Source organism: Necropsobacter massiliensis (assembly GCF_000827595.2).
Lineage (GTDB): Bacteria > Pseudomonadota > Gammaproteobacteria > Enterobacterales > Pasteurellaceae > Necropsobacter > Necropsobacter massiliensis.
This window is the reverse complement of the sequence record NZ_LN776178.1, coordinates 211,186-229,847: the sequence shown is the minus strand read 5'-3', so window position 1 is coordinate 229,847 and position 18,662 is coordinate 211,186. Positions and strand designations below refer to the sequence as shown.

Genomic DNA, 18,662 nt, shown 5'->3' with positions numbered 1-18,662 from the left:
AGTAGCCCTGCGCGTTGCGCCAAAAGTGCGGTCGGATTTCACGCAGTTTATGTAAAAATTTCTGTCCTAACCCCCGATTTTTTGATACATTTAGCACAATTTTTTCAACACTCTGGATTGAGTATTTCTTATACAATTTATTTTACGGAATTCTTATGTTATTCAAAAAAATTCGCGGTCTGTTTTCAAACGATCTCTCCATCGATCTCGGTACAGCAAACACTCTTATCTATGTTAAAGGTCAAGGCATCGTATTGGATGAACCTTCCGTGGTCGCGATTCGCCAAGACCGTTCCGGGTCGCTGAAAAGCATCGCGGCGGTCGGTAAAGAAGCGAAACTGATGCTGGGTCGAACCCCCAAAAGCATTCTGGCTATCCGTCCCATGAAAGACGGGGTGATCGCCGACTTTTTCGTCACGGAAAAAATGCTGCAATATTTTATTAAACAAGTGCACAGCGGCAATTTTATGCGCCCGAGTCCGCGCGTGTTGGTGTGCGTACCAGCCGGCGCCACTCAAGTGGAACGCCGCGCCATTAAAGAATCCGCCATCGGTGCCGGTGCGCGCGAAGTGTATTTGATTGAAGAACCTATGGCGGCGGCAATCGGCGCCAAACTGCCGGTGTCCACCGCAACCGGTTCGATGGTGATTGATATCGGCGGCGGCACTACAGAAGTGGCGGTGATTTCATTAAACGGTATCGTTTATTCCTCCTCCGTACGGATCGGTGGCGACCGTTTCGACGAAGCCATTATCGCTTATGTGCGTCGCACATTCGGTTCCATTATCGGCGAACCCACTGCCGAGCGAATTAAACAGGAAATCGGCAGCGCCTATATTCAGGAAGGTGATGAAATCAAAGAAATGGAAGTGCACGGGCATAATCTCGCCGAAGGCGCGCCGCGGACCTTCAAACTAACCTCGCGCGATGTGCTGGAAGCCATTCAGCAACCGCTCAACGGCATTGTCACTGCGGTACGTACCGCGTTGGAAGAATGCCAGCCAGAACATGCCGCGGATATTTTTGAACGCGGTATGGTGCTGACTGGCGGCGGCGCCTTATTGCGCAATATTGATATTCTGCTGTCGCAGGAAACTGGCGTGCCGGTGATCGTTGCCGAAGATCCGTTAACCTGCGTGGCACGCGGTGGTGGCGAAGCGCTGGAAATGATCGATATGCACGGCGGCGATATTTTCAGCGACGAAATTTAATTGCGTGGCATCATAGAAAAAGTGCGGTTATTTTCACCGCACTTTTTGTCCCGGATAACGATATGAAACCCATTTTCGGCAAATCGCCCCCCATCGGTTTACGGCTTATTATGGCGGTTATCGCCTCCATTGCGCTGATTTTATCCGACGGTCAGACCAATACCATGATTAAAGCCCGCAGTGTAATGGAAACCGCGGTAGGTGGGCTGTATTATCTCGCCAATACGCCGCGTACGGTACTCGACGGCGTTTCAGATAATCTGGTCGATACCAATAAACTGCAAATTGAAAATAAAGTGTTGCGTGAGCAATTGCGAGAAAAAAATGCCGATTTATTGCTGTTGGATCAGCTAAAAGTGGAAAACCAGCGGTTGCGCCTGCTGCTGAATTCTCCGCTGCGCACCGATGAATACAAAAAAATCGCGGAAGTATTAACCGCCGAAACCGATATTTACCGCCAACTGGTTGTGATCAATCAAGGGGAAAAGGACGGCGCTTATGTCGGTCAGCCGGTGATTGACGAAAAAGGCGTAGTCGGGCAAATTATTTCCGTCGGCAGTGATACCAGCAGAGTTTTGCTGTTAACCGATGTCACCCATTCGATTCCGGTTCAGGTATTGCGTAATGACGTGCGCGTAATCGCCAGCGGCACAGGACGCAGCGACGAGCTGACGCTGGACAACGTACCGCGTTCCGTAGATATAGTAAAAGGCGATTTACTGGTTACCTCCGGGCTGGGTGGACGCTTTCTAGAAGGCTATCCGGTTGCGGTGGTGGAAAACGTCTCACGCGACGGCAAAAACTATTTCGCCACGATTACGGCAAAACCGCTGGCTTCCATGGAACGCCTGCGCTATGTGCTGCTACTATGGCCGACCAACGAAGATATGCATAAAGCGCAATCCATTACGCCGGAAGAAGTAAGAAAAGCGGTGCAGCAACGGTTGGAAAATCAAGGTGCGGAAGCCAACAAAGTGAATAAAACGCCGGTAACGGAAGAAACGGACAGTCAAACAACACCGCTACCGGCAGAAGAACCGCATGCCGAACCGCCGGCAGAAATTGCGCCGGAACCGGTAACGCCGGAGTTACAGCTATACCGGGAGGAAGACTGATGCGAAGCCATTTTTTACTGCAATGTCTGATTATCGTGTGCATTTTTATTGTGGCAATGGTGTTGGAAATTGCTCCTTGGCCGGCCGGAATGCAGAGCTTCAAACCGGCATGGGTTGTGCTGGTCTTGTTGTATTGGGTACTGGCGATTCCGACGAAAGTCAGCATTGGCTCAGCATTTCTGCTTGGTGTAGTGTGGGATTTGGTGCTGGGCTCAATTTTGGGTGTACATGCGCTGGTACTGTCCGTATTCGCTTATTTAATCGCGCTGAATTATTTGATTTTGCGTAATCTGTCCTTATGGATGCAAAGCCTGTTGGTCATTCTGTTTGTATTTGCCGTGCGATTAGGTATTTTTTTCATCGAATTGTTACTGCACAATGCTAATTTCAACTCGCAGGAAATTTTCGGCGCCATTGCCAGCGGTATTCTGTGGCCGTGGGTATTTTTGCTGTTGCGTAAAATCCGGCGCCAGCTAAATTTACGCTGAAAAACGGGCTAACCAAATGGTTAGCCTTATTTATTGCAATTAACGTAAAAATGTTGGGATCGTATTTTCGTATGCGGCAATATCCTGTTCATGCTGTAATGTCAGCCCAATATTATCCAGTCCGTTCAGCAAACAATGGCGCCGAAACGGATCAATGTCAAAATGATAGATTTTATCCCCCACCGTCACCGTTTGGGTTTCCAGATCCACATCAATCGGCTGCCCCTGATGCGCCCATACCCACTGGAAAATATCTTCTACTTCTTCCTCGCTTAAACGGATCGGCAGTATATGATTATTTAAGCTGTTGTTGTAGAAAATATCGGCGAAGCTCGGTGCAATCATCACTTTAAAGCCATAGTCCGCCAACGCCCAAGGCGCATGTTCACGGGAAGAACCGCAGCCCAGATTTTTACGCGCCAGTAAAATGCTGGCACCTTGATACTGCGGATAATTCAGCACGAATTCGGGATTCGGCTGCGTACCTGCCGCATCCAAATAGCGCCACTCATGAAATAAATGTTTACCGAAGCCTAGGCGGGTAATCGCCTGTAAAAACTGTTTCGGGATAATCGCATCGGTATCCACATTCGCCGCATCCAGCGGCACCACTAAACCTGTAAGTTGTTTAAAACCTGCCATTGCGCGCTCCTTAATTTAATTTCACATGACGAATATCGACAAATTTTCCGAATACTGCCGCCGCAGCCGCCATTGCCGGGCTAACCAGATGAGTACGTCCATTACGCCCCTGCCGCCCTTCAAAATTGCGGTTACTGGTCGAAGCGCAGCGTTCCCATTCGCCCAAACGATCATCATTCATGCCCAAACACATGGAACAGCCTGGATTACGCCACTCGGCACCGGCAGCAATAAAAATTTTATCCAGCCCTTCTTTTTCCGCCTGTTCTTTCACTAAACCCGATCCCGGCACCACTAACACGCGCTTAACATTATCCGCTTTTTGGCGCCCTTTCATGACGGCCGCTGCGGCGCGTAAATCTTCAATGCGCGAATTAGTGCAGGACCCGATAAACACCTGATCCACCGACACTTGGGTTAAATCCGTATCCGGCGCCAAACCGATATAAGCCAGCGCTTTTTCTGCCGAGGCGCGCGCCACCGGATCGGACATCTCCGCCGGATTCGGCACATGCCGATCAATGCCGATCACCTGACCGGGATTGGTTCCCCAGGTTACCTGTGGCGCAATTTCACTGGCATCCAGAACCACTACGCTGTCAAATTGCGCATCCTCATCGGATTTCAACGTTTTCCAATACGTCACCGCATCATCCCAATCTTTGCCTTTCGGCGCATACGGACGCTCTTTCAAATAAGCGAACGTCGTTTCATCCGGCGCAATTAAACCGGCTTTTGCGCCCAGCTCAATCGCCATATTGCACACCGTCATCCGTCCTTCCATAGATAAATCGCGAATCGCCTCGCCGCAGAATTCCACCACATGTCCGGTGCCGCCCGCCATGGTTGTTTTACCGATAATCGCCAATACGATATCCTTTGCCGTAATGCCCGGCGCCACTTTACCGCGCACTTCGATTTTCATATTTTTTGCCCGCGCCTGTTTTAAGGTTTGGGTTGCCAGCACATGTTCCACCTCGGAGGTGCCGATTCCGAATGCCAATGCCCCGAACGCGCCATGGGTGGCAGTATGCGAATCGCCACATACAATGGTCATGCCCGGCAGCGTTAGCCCCTGCTCCGGTCCGACGACATGCACGATCCCCTGCTGTTTAGTGTTCATATCGAACAGAGTAATGCCCGTTTGCCGACAGTTTTTTTCCAGTTCCTGTACCTGAATTTTGGCTTGCCCTTCCAGTTTATTCACATCACGGATTTGGGTTGAAATGCTGTGATCCATCGTGCCGAAAGTTTTACCGGTCTGACGTACTTGACGATGTGCTGTGCGCAACCCATCAAAGGCTTGCGGGCTGGTTACTTCGTGAATCAGATGCCGATTAATATACAAAATCGGCGTTTCGCCTTCCGCTTCATAAACAACGTGTGCGTCGAACAATTTTTGGTAGAGTGTTTTTTTCATGCTGTTCTCGTAGGGTAATCAATGATGTTTAATCTCGCTCAAAAGTGCGGTTAAAAATCGGTAAAAATCGACCGCACTTTTATGTCGTCGCTAAATTGCCTGCGCAATCAATGTGCCCATTTCGGCAGTGGAAACCGGCTTGCTTTCATCCGCCAGATCCGCGGTACGATAACCGTCAGCAAGCACTTTTTTCACCGCCCGTTCGATGGCATCCGCCGCTTCGTTTAAATTAAAGCTGTAACGCAACATCATGGCAGCGGACAAAATCTGCGCAATCGGATTAGCAATACCTTTGCCGGCGATATCCGGCGCACTACCACCTGCTGGTTCGTATAAGCCGAAACCGTTTTCATTCAAGCTTGCAGACGGTAACATCCCCATGGAACCGGTAATCATCGCACATTCATCGGAAATAATATCGCCGAACATGTTGGAACAAAGCAGCACGTCAAAAAAGTCGGGCTGTTTAATCAGCTGCATGGTGGCATTATCAATATAAATATGATCCAGCCGCACCTGCGGATATTGTTTCGCCACCTCAATCACGGTTTCGCGCCACAACACCGAGCTCATCAGCACATTGGCTTTATCCACAGAAGTGACATGTTTGTTGCGTTTCAGCGCAGTTTCAAAGGCGACTTTCGCAATTCGTTCGATTTCATTGCGCTGATACACCTCGGTATCATAAGCTTTTTCCTGCGCGCCGCTGCCCTCACGCCCTTTCGGCTGACCGAAATAAATCCCGCCGGTCAGCTCGCGCACCGTCACCATATCAAAGCCTTTTGCGGCAATATCGGCACGCAACGGGCAAAATTTTTCCAAGCCGGTATAAAGTGTCGCTGGGCGTAAATTGCAAAATAATTTGAAATGTTTGCGCAATGGCAACAACGCTCCGCGCTCCGGCTGCTGTTCCGGTGGTAGGTGTGTCCATTTGGGTCCACCCACCGAACCGAATAAAACCGCATCGGCTTGTTCACAACCTTGCACCGTTGCCGCCGGCAACGGCGTTCCCTGATGATCAATGGCAATGCCGCCGACCTCAAAAGTGCGGTAATGTAATTTAAAATGATATTTTTGCTGCACCGCATCCAGCACTTTAATGGCTTCCGCCATAATTTCCGGCCCGATACCGTCGCCGCTTAATACTGCTACGTTATAATTCTGCATTTGCATTATTCCTTATTATTAATGTGAAATTTTATGCGATTTTAAATCCGCCACTTTATGCGCCCGATAAATGGCATTGATCGCGTGGATCAACGCGCGTGCCGAAGATTCGACGATATCTGTTGCCAAACCAACCCCATGGAAGCGGCGACCTTCATGTTCCACCACGATGTCCACCTGCCCCAGCGCTTCGGCGCCTTCACCTTTGGCGGTTAAATTATAGCTCAGCATCTTCAGGTCGATGCCGGTAATTTTCAAGATCGCGTTAAACACCGCATCCACCGGTCCATTGCCGCCGCTGGAAACCTGACTGATCCGCTGACCGTCCAGTTCCAGCTGCACAAAGGCGGAAGCCGGCAAATGGCTGATCATCTGCGAGGTAATCACATCTAGCGTTAACCGATCTTCATCGCCCTGCTGCATATCGATAAAGGCCAGCGCCTCCAGATCATAATCAAAAACCTGCCCTTTTTTATCCGCCAGTTTCAGGAAGGCGTCATATAATTTATCCAAATCGTATTCGCTTTCCTGATAGCCCATGGCGTCCATGTGATTTTTCACCGCGGCGCGACCAGAACGGGCGGTAAGATTCAGTTTCTCTTTTTTCAGCCCAATCGTTTCCGGCGCCATAATTTCATAGGTATTTTTGTTTTTCACCATGCCGTCCTGATGGATGCCGGAAGAATGGGCGAAGGCATTGGCGCCGACAATCGCCTTATTCGGCTGAATCGGCATATTGCAAAGCTGGCTCACCATTTGGCTGACACGATGAATTTCCTGCGTATTGATGCGGCTGTCCGCGCCGAACAACGGCTGACGAGTTTTAAGCGCCATCACCACTTCTTCCAACGCCGTATTGCCAGCACGTTCGCCGATACCGTTGACAGTACATTCGATTTGGCGCGCGCCCTTTTGCACCGCAGTTAGAGAGTTTGCCGTCGCCATGCCTAAATCATTATGACAATGCACGGAAATGATCGCTTTATCCACGTTCGGCACGCGATTCATGACGTTGGCGATAATCTCGCCGTATTCCAACGGCAGGCAATATCCCACGGTATCGGGAATATTCACTGTGGTCGCGCCGGCCTTAATCGCCGCTTCTACCACTCGACAGATATTGTCGATACCGGTACGACCGGCGTCTTCACAGGAAAACTCGACATCGTCGGTGTAACGGCGAGCACGCTTGACTGCATTTACCGCCATTGTCATCACATCTTCAAAGGTGCGCCGCAGTTTGGCTTCCACATGCAACGCCGAGGTGGCGATAAAGGTATGAATACGAAATGCCTCCGCTACATTTAACGCCTGCGCCGCGACATCAATATCTTTTTCGATGGCACGCGACAACGCACACACCCGGCTGTTTTTAATATTACGCGCAATAGTCTGCACCGATTCAAAATCGCCGGCGGAAGATACCGGAAAACCAACTTCCATGACATCCACTCCCAAACGTTCCAGCGCAAAGGCGATCTGGAGTTTTTCTTTTACGGTTAAACTGGCCTTCAACGCCTGTTCACCGTCACGCAATGTGGTATCAAAAATAATTACCTGGTCTGTCATATCGTTATCCTTACATAGATTGAGCCGGTTTAAAGTGCGGTACTTTTTCGCCCGATTTATAACAAAAAAACCCGCCTCTTTTTTAAGTGCGGGTTTGTATTCCGGTTTTGTCGTTAATTTCTTTTATCCACAACCTATCCGCACAACGTCTGTGAGAGGAGGAGAAGGTCGAGGGATAAAATCATATTCAACATCACATGCTGTCCTGTCGGTCAAAAACGTTTTTAATCTTACGCTTTAGAATTTATCTGTCAAATAGTTTTTCAGCATTTTATCTCAGATCAAACGATTGACATAATTACAAAACAAAATAATACTTCAACAAATGCACATAAATTAAAATTAAATCCTAATTTAATAAAAAACTTTATTTTTTTATACCGCACTTTTCCGCAAACACCCGTTATAAAAATATTTACGGCACTGCTGCGCCCTAAGGGGAATTTTGCGCTAAATCAATAAGGCGCCGATTTACAACTAAAGAGGTAGGAATTTCCGTCTATCACGCCTACGCCATTGCATAACCTTATGATAGAATTCGATAAGTTTATTTCAGCAGGGACAACGATGACGGCATGTCGAAAATCAATCAATTACAAACGGAGCAACTTGCCTGCCGACGCGGCGATAAAACCCTGTTTACGGCGCTGAATCTGCACTGGCAAAGCGGAGATTTCGTTCAGATTGAAGGGCACAACGGCATCGGCAAAACCAGTCTGCTGCGCATTTTGGCGGGGCTGGCTCAGCCGTTACAAGGCAAAGTGCGGTGGAATAATGATGAAATTTGCAAAAACCGCGAGGAATATCAGTATAATCTGTTGTATCTAGGACATCAGGCGGGCATTAAGCCGGAACTGACCGCGTGGGAAAATCTGCGTTTTTATCAGCACACCGGACATTGCCGTCAGGGCGAGGAAATCCTATGGGAAGTGCTGCACACTGTCGGGTTGCTCGGTCGCGAAGATATTGCCGCCGCGCATCTGTCCGCCGGTCAGCAAAAACGGATTGCGCTGGCACGCCTTTGGCTATCACAGGCACCGCTGTGGATTCTAGACGAACCTTTTACCGCCATTGATAAACATGGCGTACAGGTGTTGACCCGTTTATTTGAGCGCCACAGCCAGCGCGGCGGCATGGTGATTTTAACCAGCCATCAGGAAGTACCGAGTGATTTACTGCAAAAAGTGCGGTTGGAACAGTATCGGTTTGCGGGAGAAACGGAATGATCTTTAGCCGAATTATTGCACGAGAAATGCAGATTGCGTGGCGCAAACAGGCAGAAATATTGAACCCGCTGTGGTTTTTTTTGATCGTGCTGACGCTGTTTCCCTTGGTGATCGGGCCGGAACCGAAACTGCTGGCGAAAATCGCCCCCTGTATTGTGTGGGTGGCAGCCCTGTTATCCGCGCTACTTTCCTTTGAGCGTCTGTTTCGCGATGATTTTACCGACGGCTCGCTGGAACAGTTAATACTGACTGCCCAACCATTGCCGTTAACCGCACTGGCGAAAGTGATTGCGCATTGGCTGCTGACCGGGTTGCCGCTGATTTTATTATCGCCGATTGCGGCATTATTGTTATCACTGGAGATACATATGTGGTGGGCGCTGGTACTGACTTTGTTAATCGGCACGCCGATTTTAAGCTGTATCGGAGCGATTGGCGTGGCACTGACGGTAGGCTTGCGCAAAGGCGGCGTATTGCTAAGTTTATTGGTGCTGCCGCTGTTTATCCCAGTATTAATTTTCGCCGCCTCCGTGCTGGATGCCGCCGGATTAAATTTGCCCTATAACGGACAGCTTGCCATTTTAGGTGCTATGCTGGCGGGCGCATTAACGTTATCGCCGTTTGCCATTGCCGCGGCATTGCGAATCAGTGTGGATCAATAGCGCATTTGCCACAACGCACGGACGGCAACAGCGTTATGCGGGCATATTTCCCAAACCCTAAATGCCGGGAACATTATGCTGCGCCATATGACAATACATCAAAGAAGGAATAAACAATGTGGAAATGGCTTCACCCTTATGCCAAAGCGGAAACCCAATATCGCCTGTGCGGAAAATTTATCCCTTGGTTTGCACTGTTGACCGCGCTATTGCTGATTGTCGGCATCGTGTGGGGGCTGGCCTATGCTCCGGCAGATTATCAGCAGGGTAACAGTTTCCGTATTATGTATGTGCATGTTCCCAGTGCAATCTGGTCAATGGGCGCTTACGGGTCGATGGCGCTTGCCGCGCTGATTGCCTTAGTATGGCAAATCAAACAGGCACATCTGGCGATGATTGCCATGGCACCGATCGGTGCGGTATTCACCTTTTTGGCACTGGTCACCGGTGCGATCTGGGGTAAACCGATGTGGGGAACATGGTGGGTATGGGATGCCCGATTGACCGCAGAATTAATTTTGTTTTTCCTGTATCTGGGCGTACTGGCGTTATATTCTGCCTTCCAAGACCGTACGATCGGCGCCAAAGCCGCGGGTATATTGTGTCTGGTGGGCGTGGTGAATTTACCGATTATTCATTTTTCCGTAGAATGGTGGAACACGCTGCATCAGGGCGCCAGCATTACTAAACTGGAAAAACCGTCCATCGCCACGCCGATGTTGATTCCGCTGATTCTGTGCATTTTCGGTTTTATGGCGCTGTTTATCTGGTTGACACTGGTGCGCTATCGCACCGAACTGCTGAAAGAAGATCAGAAACGGGCATGGGTTAGAGATTTAGTCGGTTAAATACGTAAAACGGATCAAAAACGCACCGCACTTTTTTCGGTTTTGTCTGCGATCACCGCTAACGAATTTATCATTTTTACTTTTAAAGGATAATATATGTTTTTTCAATCAGTTAACGACTTTATCCGAATGGGGGGATACGGCTTCTATGTGTGGCTGGCTTACGGTATTTCCTTTTTTGTTATTCTGGCGCTAATTATACAAAGCGCCGCGGGAAAAAATGCGCTGTTTAAAGACATTAAACGTCAGCAGCAGCGGGAACAGCGCCGACAGTCGGCAAACACTGGGGGAATACTATGAATCCGCGACGTAAATCACGATTATCGATTATTATTTTTGTGCTACTTGGCGTTGCCGTGGCGGCGACCCTGGTGCTGTATGCACTGCGCCAGAACATTGATTTATTCTATACGCCGTCGGAAGTTATCCACGGCAAAAATAACGACGCCTCAACCAAACCGCAGGTCGGGCAGCGTATCCGCATTGGTGGTATGGTAGTGGCAGGCACCGTGCAGCGCGATGCCGACAGTTTAAAAGTAAAATTCGATCTCAATGATATCGGACCGTCCGTCAGTGTGGAATACGAGGGCATTCTGCCTGATTTGTTCCGTGAAGGACAAGGCATTGTGGCGCAAGGCGTGTTGGTACAACCGACCTTATTACAGGCCAGCGAAGTGTTGGCGAAACACGACGAAAACTACGTACCGCCGGAGCTGGATGCGCAAATGCAAAAAGTGCATAAACCGATGGGCGTTTCCGATCTGAAAGGTGAAAGCGAGCGCGATCGTCAGCAAATACATACACAAGAAGGTCAGCAATGATTGCCGAACTAGGAAACTACGCCTTAGCCTTAAGTCTGGCGATTTCATTATTGCTTGCCGTTTTGCCCTTATGGGGCGCGGAAAAAGGCAATGCGCAGTTAATGTCGCTTGCCCGTCCGATGACTTACGGACTGTTTGTCAGCCTAAGCCTTGCCTTTGCGGCACTGTTCTATTTGTTTGCCGTCAATGATTTTTCCGTGCAATATGTGGTGAATAACTCCAATACCAGTTTGCCAATAGTATATCGACTGTCCGCCGTGTGGGGCTCTCATGAAGGTTCGTTGCTGTTATGGATTTGGCTGCTCACGCTGTGGAGTGCCGCGGTTGCGTTATTCAGCAAGCGCCTGCCGCAGGAAGCGGTAGCGCGGGTATTGGGCATCATGGGCATCATTACCATCGGTTTTCTGATTTTTGTCTTGTTTACCTCCAATCCTTTTGCGCGGACATTCCCTGATTTTCCGGTGGACGGACGGGAATTAAATCCGCTGTTGCAGGATGTAGGGCTGATCTTTCACCCGCCGCTACTTTATATGGGCTATGTTGGCTTTTCCGTTGCGTTTGCCTTTTCCATTGCGACCCTGATGACGGGCAAATTGGACACCGCCTGGGCGCGCTGGTCACGACCGTGGACAATGGCGGCGTGGATCTTCTTGACGCTGGGTATCGTGCTGGGTTCTTGGTGGGCCTATTATGAACTGGGCTGGGGCGGCTGGTGGTTCTGGGATCCGGTGGAAAACGCATCTCTGATGCCGTGGTTGGCGGGCACCGCCTTACTTCACTCCCTTGCGGCCACCGAAAAACGTGCAGCATTCAAAGCGTGGACGGTATTGCTGGCAATTCTGGCATTTTCACTGTGTTTACTCGGTACCTTTCTGGTGCGTTCCGGCATTCTGGTTTCCGTCCATGCGTTCGCCTCTGATCCGACTCGCGGCTTGTATATTCTGGCTTATCTGGTGGTGGTTATCGGCGGATCGCTGGCGCTGTACGCTTATAAAGGCAGCCAGATTCGCGCACACGACAATTATCAACGCTATTCGCGCGAAAGCCTGTTGCTGCTAAATAATATCTTATTAATGACCGCACTTGCCGTGGTCTTGCTGGGTACCTTGCTGCCGCTGGTACACAAACAATTGGGATTCGGCACCATTTCTGTCGGCGCGCCGTTTTTCAACCAAATGTTTATGCTAATTATGATCCCTTTCGCTTTTTTGCTCGGAGTCGGTCCACTGGTCAAATGGCGGCGTGATCAAGTCTCAGCAATCCGTAAACCGGTGCTCGTCAGTTTGGTTATCATGCTGTTTGCCGGCTGCGTGCTGCCTTATATTTTGCAGGATAAGATCACGCTCAGCGCAGTACTCGGCGTAATGATGACGGTATTTATTCTGTTGTTGTCGCTCTATGAATCCTATCTGCGCGCCACTCACCGTAACAGCTTTTGCAAGGGTGTGCGCAAGCTGTCGCGCTCTCATTGGGGCATGTTGCTCGCCCATTTGGGCGTGGCGATGACCGTATGGGGCATTGCATTCAGCCAGAATTACAGTATCGAACGAGATGTGCGCATGAACGTAGGCGACAGCGTACAGATCGCCGATTATGAATTTAAATTCCAAGGCATCAGCGATGCCAACGGCCCGAATTATCTGGGCGGCAAGGCGCAGGTCGAGATATTCAAAAACGGCAAGCTGGAAACGACCCTCTATGCGGAAAAACGCTTTTACACCGTCAGCAAAATGTCGATGACGGAAGCGGCAATTGACTGGGGATTCAGCCGCGATCTCTATGTGGCATTGGGTGAAAGTCTGGGCAACGGCGCTTGGGCGCTGCGTTTATACTATAAACCTTTTATCCGCTGGATCTGGCTAGGCGGGCTGTTTATGGCATGTGGCGGGCTGCTTTGCATGCTTGATCGCCGCTACCGTTTCGCCGCATTGTTAAACAAAGGCTCTAAAGCCCGTAATAAACCGGATACATCCCATGAATAAAAAACGTTATCTTCCGCTCATTGTTTTTTTACTGTTAATCGTCGCATTTTTCGTGCAGCTGCAACGTAATTCCCAAGGCGACGATCCGAAAGCACTGGAAAGCGCCTTAATCGGCAAGCCGGTACCGGATAAAATGTTAATGGATCTGTTGGACAACAAACAACATGACGGTAGCCTGTTTAAACAGGGCAAACCGCTGCTGGTTAACGTATGGGCGACTTGGTGCCCAACTTGCTATGCCGAACATCAGTATCTGAACGAACTGAAACGGCAGGGAATCGACATTATCGGCATCAACTATAAAGACAACAGCACAAAAGCGCTCAAATGGCTGAAAGATCTGGGGAATCCTTACCAAACCGTGGTTAAGGACGAAAAAGGCGCGTTCGGGCTTGATTTGGGCGTTTATGGCGCGCCGGAAACCTTTATTATTGATGCCAACGGCATTATTCATTACCGCCATGCCGGCGATGTCAATCCGCGCGTCTGGCAGGAAAAACTGGAGCCGGTTTACCGTAAATTGGCGGAGCAGAAAAAATGACAAAAACTTTTTATTTTTTAACCGCACTTTTGACCTTTGCTATCAGCTTTGCCGCTGCGGCAACAATTGATGCGCTGGATTTCAGCTCTGCCCAGCAGGAAAAAGATTATCAGATTCTAACGCAGGAATTACGCTGCCCGCAATGTCAGAACAATAATATTGCCGATTCCAACGCCACCATTGCAGTGGACATGCGCGCCAAAGTCTTTGAGCTACTACAGGAAGGCAAAAGCAAGCAGGATATTGTGGAATACATGGTTGCCCGCTACGGTAATTTTGTCACCTATGATCCGCCACTAACCGTCGCCACCGTGATTTTGTGGGCAGCGCCCGCCGCATTGATTATCTTCGGTATTTTCTTTATCGTGCGACGCAAGCCGCAACGGACAGCAACCCGCACTCAATGTGACACGGACAATTCGGCACTGAACGCCGAACAACAGCGTCGTTTGCAGGCATTACTTAACGACAAGGAACAATAAATGAATTTCTGGTTAATCGCATTATTGCTGACATTACTTATTGCGCTGCTCTGCTTTTATCCGCTGTTGCGCTGTTCCACCACAAAACACAGCGCAGCCAAACGAGATGAGTTAAATAAAGCCTTTTATTTCAACAGATTACATGAAATTGAAAACGAAGCACAGCTGGGATTGTCGGACAATGCCGACCAGCTGAAAACCGAGTTGCAGCAATCGTTGCTGGAAGATATTCCGACCGAACACGCAGATACGGCAGCCGATAAAAAACGCTACGGCAAAGTCTGGTTCGTATCCGCCTTCCTGACACTTGTCATTGTCTCCGCACTGACCTATATGCAGGTCGGTGCTTGGCAGGCGGAAACTATGCTGGAAAAAACCTACGAAAAACTACCGCACTTTTATCAGCGTCTGAAAGAAGAGCAGACCAACCCTTTAAATGAAAGCGAATTGCAGCAATTCGCCACCGCCTTGCGTGTAAAGCTACAGAAAGAACCCGATGACGCAGAAAGCTGGTGGCTGCTCGGACAAACCGCCATGGCGGCCGATAAAGCGCAGCTTGCCTTGGACAGTTACGCCCGCGCCAACCAACTGGCGCCGGATAACATCGAATATAAACTGGCTTATGCCCGCGTTTTAATGTTTTCCGATGACCAGACCGACAAATCGAAAGGCATGGAACTGCTCAAAGCTGTATTACGACAGGATCATACCAATATGCAGGCGCTCAGCCTACTGGCGTTTCAGTATTTTGAAACGGAAGATTATAAAATGGCGGCGGTAACCTGGGCGATGATGCTGCGCCTCATGCCGAAAGATGATCCGCGCGTGCCGCTAATCGAAAAAAGCATTCGCGCCGCCCGCGACGCTATTGCCGAGCAGTCGGATAAAACACAGAACTAACTTATTGAAAATAATCTTTATTCAAGATCAAACGAATTGCCTATTCGCCCTTTTTTTAATCAAAAAGGGGGTAAATTTCACTCAACTAAATGAATAAAAGATGCTATATTGAGTGCAAATATTCAGCGCAGCGGAGTAGAAAAATGGATTCGTTCGTTTCAGGATTTCACCATGTCGCGATTATCGTTTCGGATTATAAAAGGTCAAAGGCATTTTATACCGAAACCTTAGGTGCAAAGGTTATCGAAGAAACTTATCGCGTCTCAAGAAACAGCTATAAACTTGATTTACGTTTTCCCGATAACAGCCGGATTGAGCTGTTTTCTTTTCCTGCTCCGCCGCCTAGGTTGACTGCACCGGAGGCTTGCGGGCTACGCCATCTGGCGTTTAAAACCGATAATATTGAAAATGCCGTTGCCCGTTTGCAGGCAAAAGGTATTTCGTGCGAGCCAATTAGAGTCGATGAGTTGACAGGAAGGCGCTTTACTTTTTTCCGCGATCCCGATGATTTGCCTCTAGAGCTTTATGAATTTGAATAATCTTATTGAAAAATGAGTCAAAATGAATAGAAACTATCTAATTACTGCTATCACCTCAACCCTAATAGCGAGCAATTGCATAGCGCAGCCGCCTGTGTCCATTCATATTTCCGAATCCGGTACGGTCATTAAAAATAACGAACAACGCAAAACAGACCACCCTAACGGCTTTTTCAGCTTTGCCGAAAACAATAAGCCGCAATCGAAAACCTATCTCAGTAAAGCCGAAAAACATCAGCTAGATCCGGACAATGTCAGCGATGTCAAAAAGCTGGCGAACAGCATTGAGTTTGAAATTTATGAACTCAGTGAAAATCAAACCGCGCATACCGTGTTTGAATCAGGCGCCGGCATCTGCCGTGGCTTTAAATCAAATACCGGTGTTGAAGTTACCGATTCCCGCACTTATTATATCAATCAGGGCAACAACGATTATTACGCCAGCATTGCCGGTGCCACGGTATATTCGGAGCAACTACCGAATAATATTCAGTATGCGCCAGTATTTAACATTCAGGATCTTGGACTAGCTAAACGGGTTCAGGAAGAAGAACATAAATACGGTAAGAAAATTGCCACACAGAATATTCAGAAAAATTCCGATATTCTTTCCAGCACCATTTGTAAATAAGCGAGAAGAGCATGATGTATAAAATCTCTTGGATTATCGGCTGTGTACTGGCGCTAACAGCCTGCCAGTCCGCACAACAGCAACCGTCCAACGCACCGTTGGATATGCAAACCGTCGCGCAATATAACGCCAAAGTCTATCACGGCAACACGGTTACGGCGGCGCAGAAAAACCAACCTCAGGTCGAAGCCAATATGCCGCTTAACGCCAGCGACTACCAACCGAAAACTGCGGTGATCAACCAGCCGCCGCGCCTGATTCTAGCACCGAGTATCGGCTACTATCACGGCTACCGACACTGGCATCACTGGTAAACGACATCACATACCGCACTGGCAAAAGTGCGGTATTTTTTCATCAATTTATAGGGCTAAAATCTCTTTCACAAACGGAATGGTGAGTTTGCGCTGTGCCTGCAAAGACGCCTTGTCCAGCTTAGCCAGTGCGTTGAACAAGGTTTTCATATCGCGATCCAGCCGTTTTAACAAAAAATTCGCCGTTTCTTCCGGCAGCTCAATGCCACGTGCACGGGCATTTTGTTGCAACACTTTGATTTTCTGCGCATCATCCAGCGGATGCAACTGATAAATTTCGCCCCATGACAGGCGGGAAGCAAGATCCGGCAAATTCACCGCCAGCGCGCTCGGCGATTGATCCGCGCTGATCAGCAACAGGCACTTTCCGTGTTCGCGAATACGGTTAATCAAATCAAAAATCGCCAGCTCCCATTCCGCATCGCCGATCACCGCCTGAATATCATCCAGACAGACCAACGCTTGCTGCTCAAGATTATCCAAAACAGCGGGCGAAAAATATTGCGATTTACTCAGCGGAACATAAATAGACGGGCGCTCATTGAGCAGAAAATAATTGGAACAGGCTTTTAGCAAATGGCTTTTTCCACTACTTTTTGCGCCCCAGAGATAAAAAAACGGTTGTTGCAGAGAGTCGAAATTTTTATACAACGAATTCAATAACAATAAATTATTGTCTGTATAAAAATTCTCTAAGGTATCGTCCTCAATCTGATGAATCGGCAACGGCAGCTGAAAATTTGACAACCCATTTTTCCCTGAAAAAGCTAAAAGTGCGGTAAGAATATACAAAAAAAACAGGGATAAATAAAGATTATCCCTGTTCTTCGGTTAAATATTAATCTTCAATCTGATCTTTCGCTTTCGGCAAAATCAGATTAAGTACAATCGCCACTACCGCGCATAGGCTGATGCCTTTTAAAGACACTTCGCCGAAATTCACAAACATACCGCCGATGCCAAAAGTCATCACTACGGAAATAATGCACAGATTGCGCGCTTCGGTAACATCCACCTTACCGCGAATTAAGGTGCTCATGCCCACCACGGCGATTGAGCCGAATACCAGCATCATAATACCGCCCATTACAATTGTCGGAATGGTGGATAAAAATGCGCCGACTTTGCCGCAGAAGGAAATGACAATCGCCCATACTGCCGCCCAAGTCATGATTGTCGGGTTAAAGTTACGGGTCAGCATCACCGCGCCGGTCACTTCGGCATAAGTCGTGTTCGGTGGACCACCCAGCAATGAGGCGGCAGACGTTGCAATACCGTCGCCCAGCAAAGTGCGGTGCAGCCCCGGTTTTTTTAGGAAATCTTTCCCCGTCACCGAACTGATCGCCATGATACCGCCCACATGTTCCACTGCCGGTGCAATAGCGATCGGCAGTAAATACAAAATCGCTTCCAGTTTAAATTCCGGCGTCGTAATATGCGGCAGACTGAACCAAGGCGCCGCCAGTACCGGTTTAAAATCAATTAATCCCAACAACAAACACAACACATAACCGACTGCAATGCCGAACATAATCGGGATTAACTTCATGATACCTTTGGAAAAAACCGCAACCGCCAGCGTGGTCAGCAAGGTCGCCATGGAAACCAATACTGCGTCGTTATACTGATAATCGCTGCCTTTGCCTAATGCCATGTCCACCGCAACCGGCGCCAATCCCATACCGATAATAATAATCACCGGTCCAACCACGACCGGCGGGAAAATCCGTTGCAATGCACCAGCGCCTTTCAATTTAACCAGCGTGCTCAGTGCCAGATATACCAAACCGGTACAAGCCAGACCGCCCATGGTAACGGCAATGCCCCAAGTCGCCACGCCATATTGGATCGGGGCAATAAAAGCAAAGGAAGAGGCAAGAAAAATAGGCACTTGCTTACCGGTGCACAGCTGAAACAACAGCGTGCCAATACCGGCAGTCAATAAGGCGGTGTTGGCGTCCAGCCCGGTAATCAACGGCACCAAAACCAACGCACCGAAGGCGACGAACAACATTTGCAGACCGACAAAGGCCTGCTTGGCTTTACTTTGCACCTCAACGGGCGCAGTTTGATGAATTTCTGTCATGTAAGTTTCAACTCTCTG

General features: G+C 48.9%; 21 protein-coding genes. 15 read left to right on the top strand and 6 right to left on the bottom strand.

The genetic code is table 11. From position 1 onward, the window contains the following. Window positions 1–155 precede the first annotated feature (155 nt). The 3 genes from BN3349_RS01160 (at window position 156) to mreD (ending at window position 2,814) form a co-directional block, all read left to right on the top strand. Entirely contained in the window at window positions 156–1,211 is a 1,056-nt protein-coding gene (locus BN3349_RS01160) for a rod shape-determining protein (RefSeq protein WP_032108488.1), read from the top strand. A 62-nt stretch (window positions 1,212–1,273) separates the two neighbouring features. Next, a complete protein-coding gene (mreC, locus tag BN3349_RS01155; protein WP_040975465.1) occupies window positions 1,274–2,326 on the top strand; it encodes a rod shape-determining protein MreC in 1,053 nt (350 codons plus the stop codon). Then, entirely contained in the window at window positions 2,326–2,814 is a 489-nt protein-coding gene (gene mreD / locus BN3349_RS01150; protein ID WP_040975464.1) for a rod shape-determining protein MreD, read from the top strand. Before mreC ends, mreD begins: the two co-directional genes overlap by 1 nt. 39 nt (window positions 2,815–2,853) lie before the next feature. Here the strand turns inward: mreD and leuD are convergent, their stop codons facing one another. The 4 genes from leuD to leuA form a co-directional block, all read right to left on the bottom strand. After that, window positions 2,854–3,456: a 3-isopropylmalate dehydratase small subunit gene (leuD, locus tag BN3349_RS01145; RefSeq protein ID WP_040975463.1), complete on the bottom strand. Its 603-nt coding sequence runs from the start codon at window positions 3,454–3,456 to the stop codon at window positions 2,854–2,856. A gap of 10 nt (window positions 3,457–3,466) precedes the next feature. Further along, on the bottom strand, window positions 3,467–4,876 hold the full coding sequence (gene leuC / locus BN3349_RS01140) for a 3-isopropylmalate dehydratase large subunit (protein ID WP_040975462.1): 1,410 nt from the start codon (window positions 4,874–4,876) through the stop codon (window positions 3,467–3,469). A 90-nt stretch (window positions 4,877–4,966) separates the two neighbouring features. Next, a complete protein-coding gene (leuB, locus tag BN3349_RS01135) occupies window positions 4,967–6,043 on the bottom strand; it encodes a 3-isopropylmalate dehydrogenase (protein ID WP_040975461.1) in 1,077 nt (358 codons plus the stop codon). Window positions 6,044–6,061: 18 nt separating this feature from the next. Further along, window positions 6,062–7,612 carry a 2-isopropylmalate synthase gene (gene leuA, locus BN3349_RS01130; protein ID WP_040975460.1) on the bottom strand — a complete coding sequence of 517 codons (1,551 nt, stop codon included), beginning with the start codon at window positions 7,610–7,612 and terminating at the stop codon, window positions 6,062–6,064. Between the two features lie 575 nt (window positions 7,613–8,187). On the opposite strand from leuA, the gene ccmA reads away from it, so the two are divergent. The 12 genes from ccmA to BN3349_RS01070 all read left to right on the top strand — a co-directional run bounded on the left by ccmA (window position 8,188) and on the right by BN3349_RS01070 (window position 16,558). Next, complete coding sequence (ccmA, locus tag BN3349_RS01125; protein ID WP_040975459.1) at window positions 8,188–8,838, top strand: cytochrome c biogenesis heme-transporting ATPase CcmA; 651 nt, start codon at window positions 8,188–8,190, stop codon at window positions 8,836–8,838. Beyond that, entirely contained in the window at window positions 8,835–9,500 is a 666-nt protein-coding gene (gene ccmB / locus BN3349_RS01120; RefSeq protein ID WP_040975458.1) for a heme exporter protein CcmB, read from the top strand. Before ccmA ends, ccmB begins: the two co-directional genes overlap by 4 nt. A 116-nt stretch (window positions 9,501–9,616) precedes the next feature. Beyond that, complete coding sequence (locus tag BN3349_RS01115; RefSeq protein ID WP_040975457.1) at window positions 9,617–10,348, top strand: heme ABC transporter permease; 732 nt, start codon at window positions 9,617–9,619, stop codon at window positions 10,346–10,348. A gap of 96 nt (window positions 10,349–10,444) precedes the next feature. Beyond that, on the top strand, window positions 10,445–10,648 hold the full coding sequence (ccmD, locus tag BN3349_RS01110; RefSeq protein ID WP_040975456.1) for a heme exporter protein CcmD: 204 nt from the start codon (window positions 10,445–10,447) through the stop codon (window positions 10,646–10,648). Continuing rightward, a complete protein-coding gene (gene ccmE, locus BN3349_RS01105; RefSeq protein ID WP_040975455.1) occupies window positions 10,645–11,169 on the top strand; it encodes a cytochrome c maturation protein CcmE in 525 nt (174 codons plus the stop codon). The genes ccmD and ccmE overlap by 4 nt, the downstream gene beginning before the upstream one ends. After that, window positions 11,166–13,151 (top strand): heme lyase CcmF/NrfE family subunit, encoded by a 1,986-nt coding sequence (locus BN3349_RS01100; protein ID WP_048736623.1) that lies wholly within the window; start codon window positions 11,166–11,168, stop codon window positions 13,149–13,151. The genes ccmE and BN3349_RS01100 overlap by 4 nt, the downstream gene beginning before the upstream one ends. After that, a complete protein-coding gene (locus BN3349_RS01095) occupies window positions 13,144–13,692 on the top strand; it encodes a DsbE family thiol:disulfide interchange protein (RefSeq protein ID WP_040975454.1) in 549 nt (182 codons plus the stop codon). Before BN3349_RS01100 ends, BN3349_RS01095 begins: the two co-directional genes overlap by 8 nt. Then, window positions 13,689–14,174, top strand: a complete 486-nt coding sequence (locus BN3349_RS01090) for a cytochrome c-type biogenesis protein (RefSeq protein WP_040975453.1) — start codon at window positions 13,689–13,691, stop codon at window positions 14,172–14,174. Before BN3349_RS01095 ends, BN3349_RS01090 begins: the two co-directional genes overlap by 4 nt. After that, a complete protein-coding gene (ccmI, locus tag BN3349_RS01085) occupies window positions 14,175–15,074 on the top strand; it encodes a c-type cytochrome biogenesis protein CcmI (RefSeq protein WP_040975452.1) in 900 nt (299 codons plus the stop codon). Window positions 15,075–15,217: 143 nt separating this feature from the next. Next, complete coding sequence (gloA2, locus tag BN3349_RS01080; RefSeq protein ID WP_040975451.1) at window positions 15,218–15,613, top strand: SMU1112c/YaeR family gloxylase I-like metalloprotein; 396 nt, start codon at window positions 15,218–15,220, stop codon at window positions 15,611–15,613. Between the two features lie 94 nt (window positions 15,614–15,707). Next, on the top strand, window positions 15,708–16,244 hold the full coding sequence (locus tag BN3349_RS01075) for a DUF8095 domain-containing protein (protein WP_245853697.1): 537 nt from the start codon (window positions 15,708–15,710) through the stop codon (window positions 16,242–16,244). An 11-nt stretch (window positions 16,245–16,255) separates the two neighbouring features. Then, window positions 16,256–16,558 carry a hypothetical protein gene (locus BN3349_RS01070; protein WP_048736621.1) on the top strand — a complete coding sequence of 101 codons (303 nt, stop codon included), beginning with the start codon at window positions 16,256–16,258 and terminating at the stop codon, window positions 16,556–16,558. Between the two features lie 48 nt (window positions 16,559–16,606). On the opposite strand, the gene hda is transcribed toward BN3349_RS01070, so the two are convergent. After that, window positions 16,607–17,305 (bottom strand): DnaA inactivator Hda, encoded by a 699-nt coding sequence (gene hda / locus BN3349_RS01065; RefSeq protein ID WP_040975448.1) that lies wholly within the window; start codon window positions 17,303–17,305, stop codon window positions 16,607–16,609. 91 nt (window positions 17,306–17,396) lie between these two features. Next, window positions 17,397–18,644, bottom strand: a complete 1,248-nt coding sequence (locus BN3349_RS01060) for a nucleobase:cation symporter-2 family protein (RefSeq protein WP_040975447.1) — start codon at window positions 18,642–18,644, stop codon at window positions 17,397–17,399. Between the last annotated feature and the right edge of the window lie 18 nt (window positions 18,645–18,662).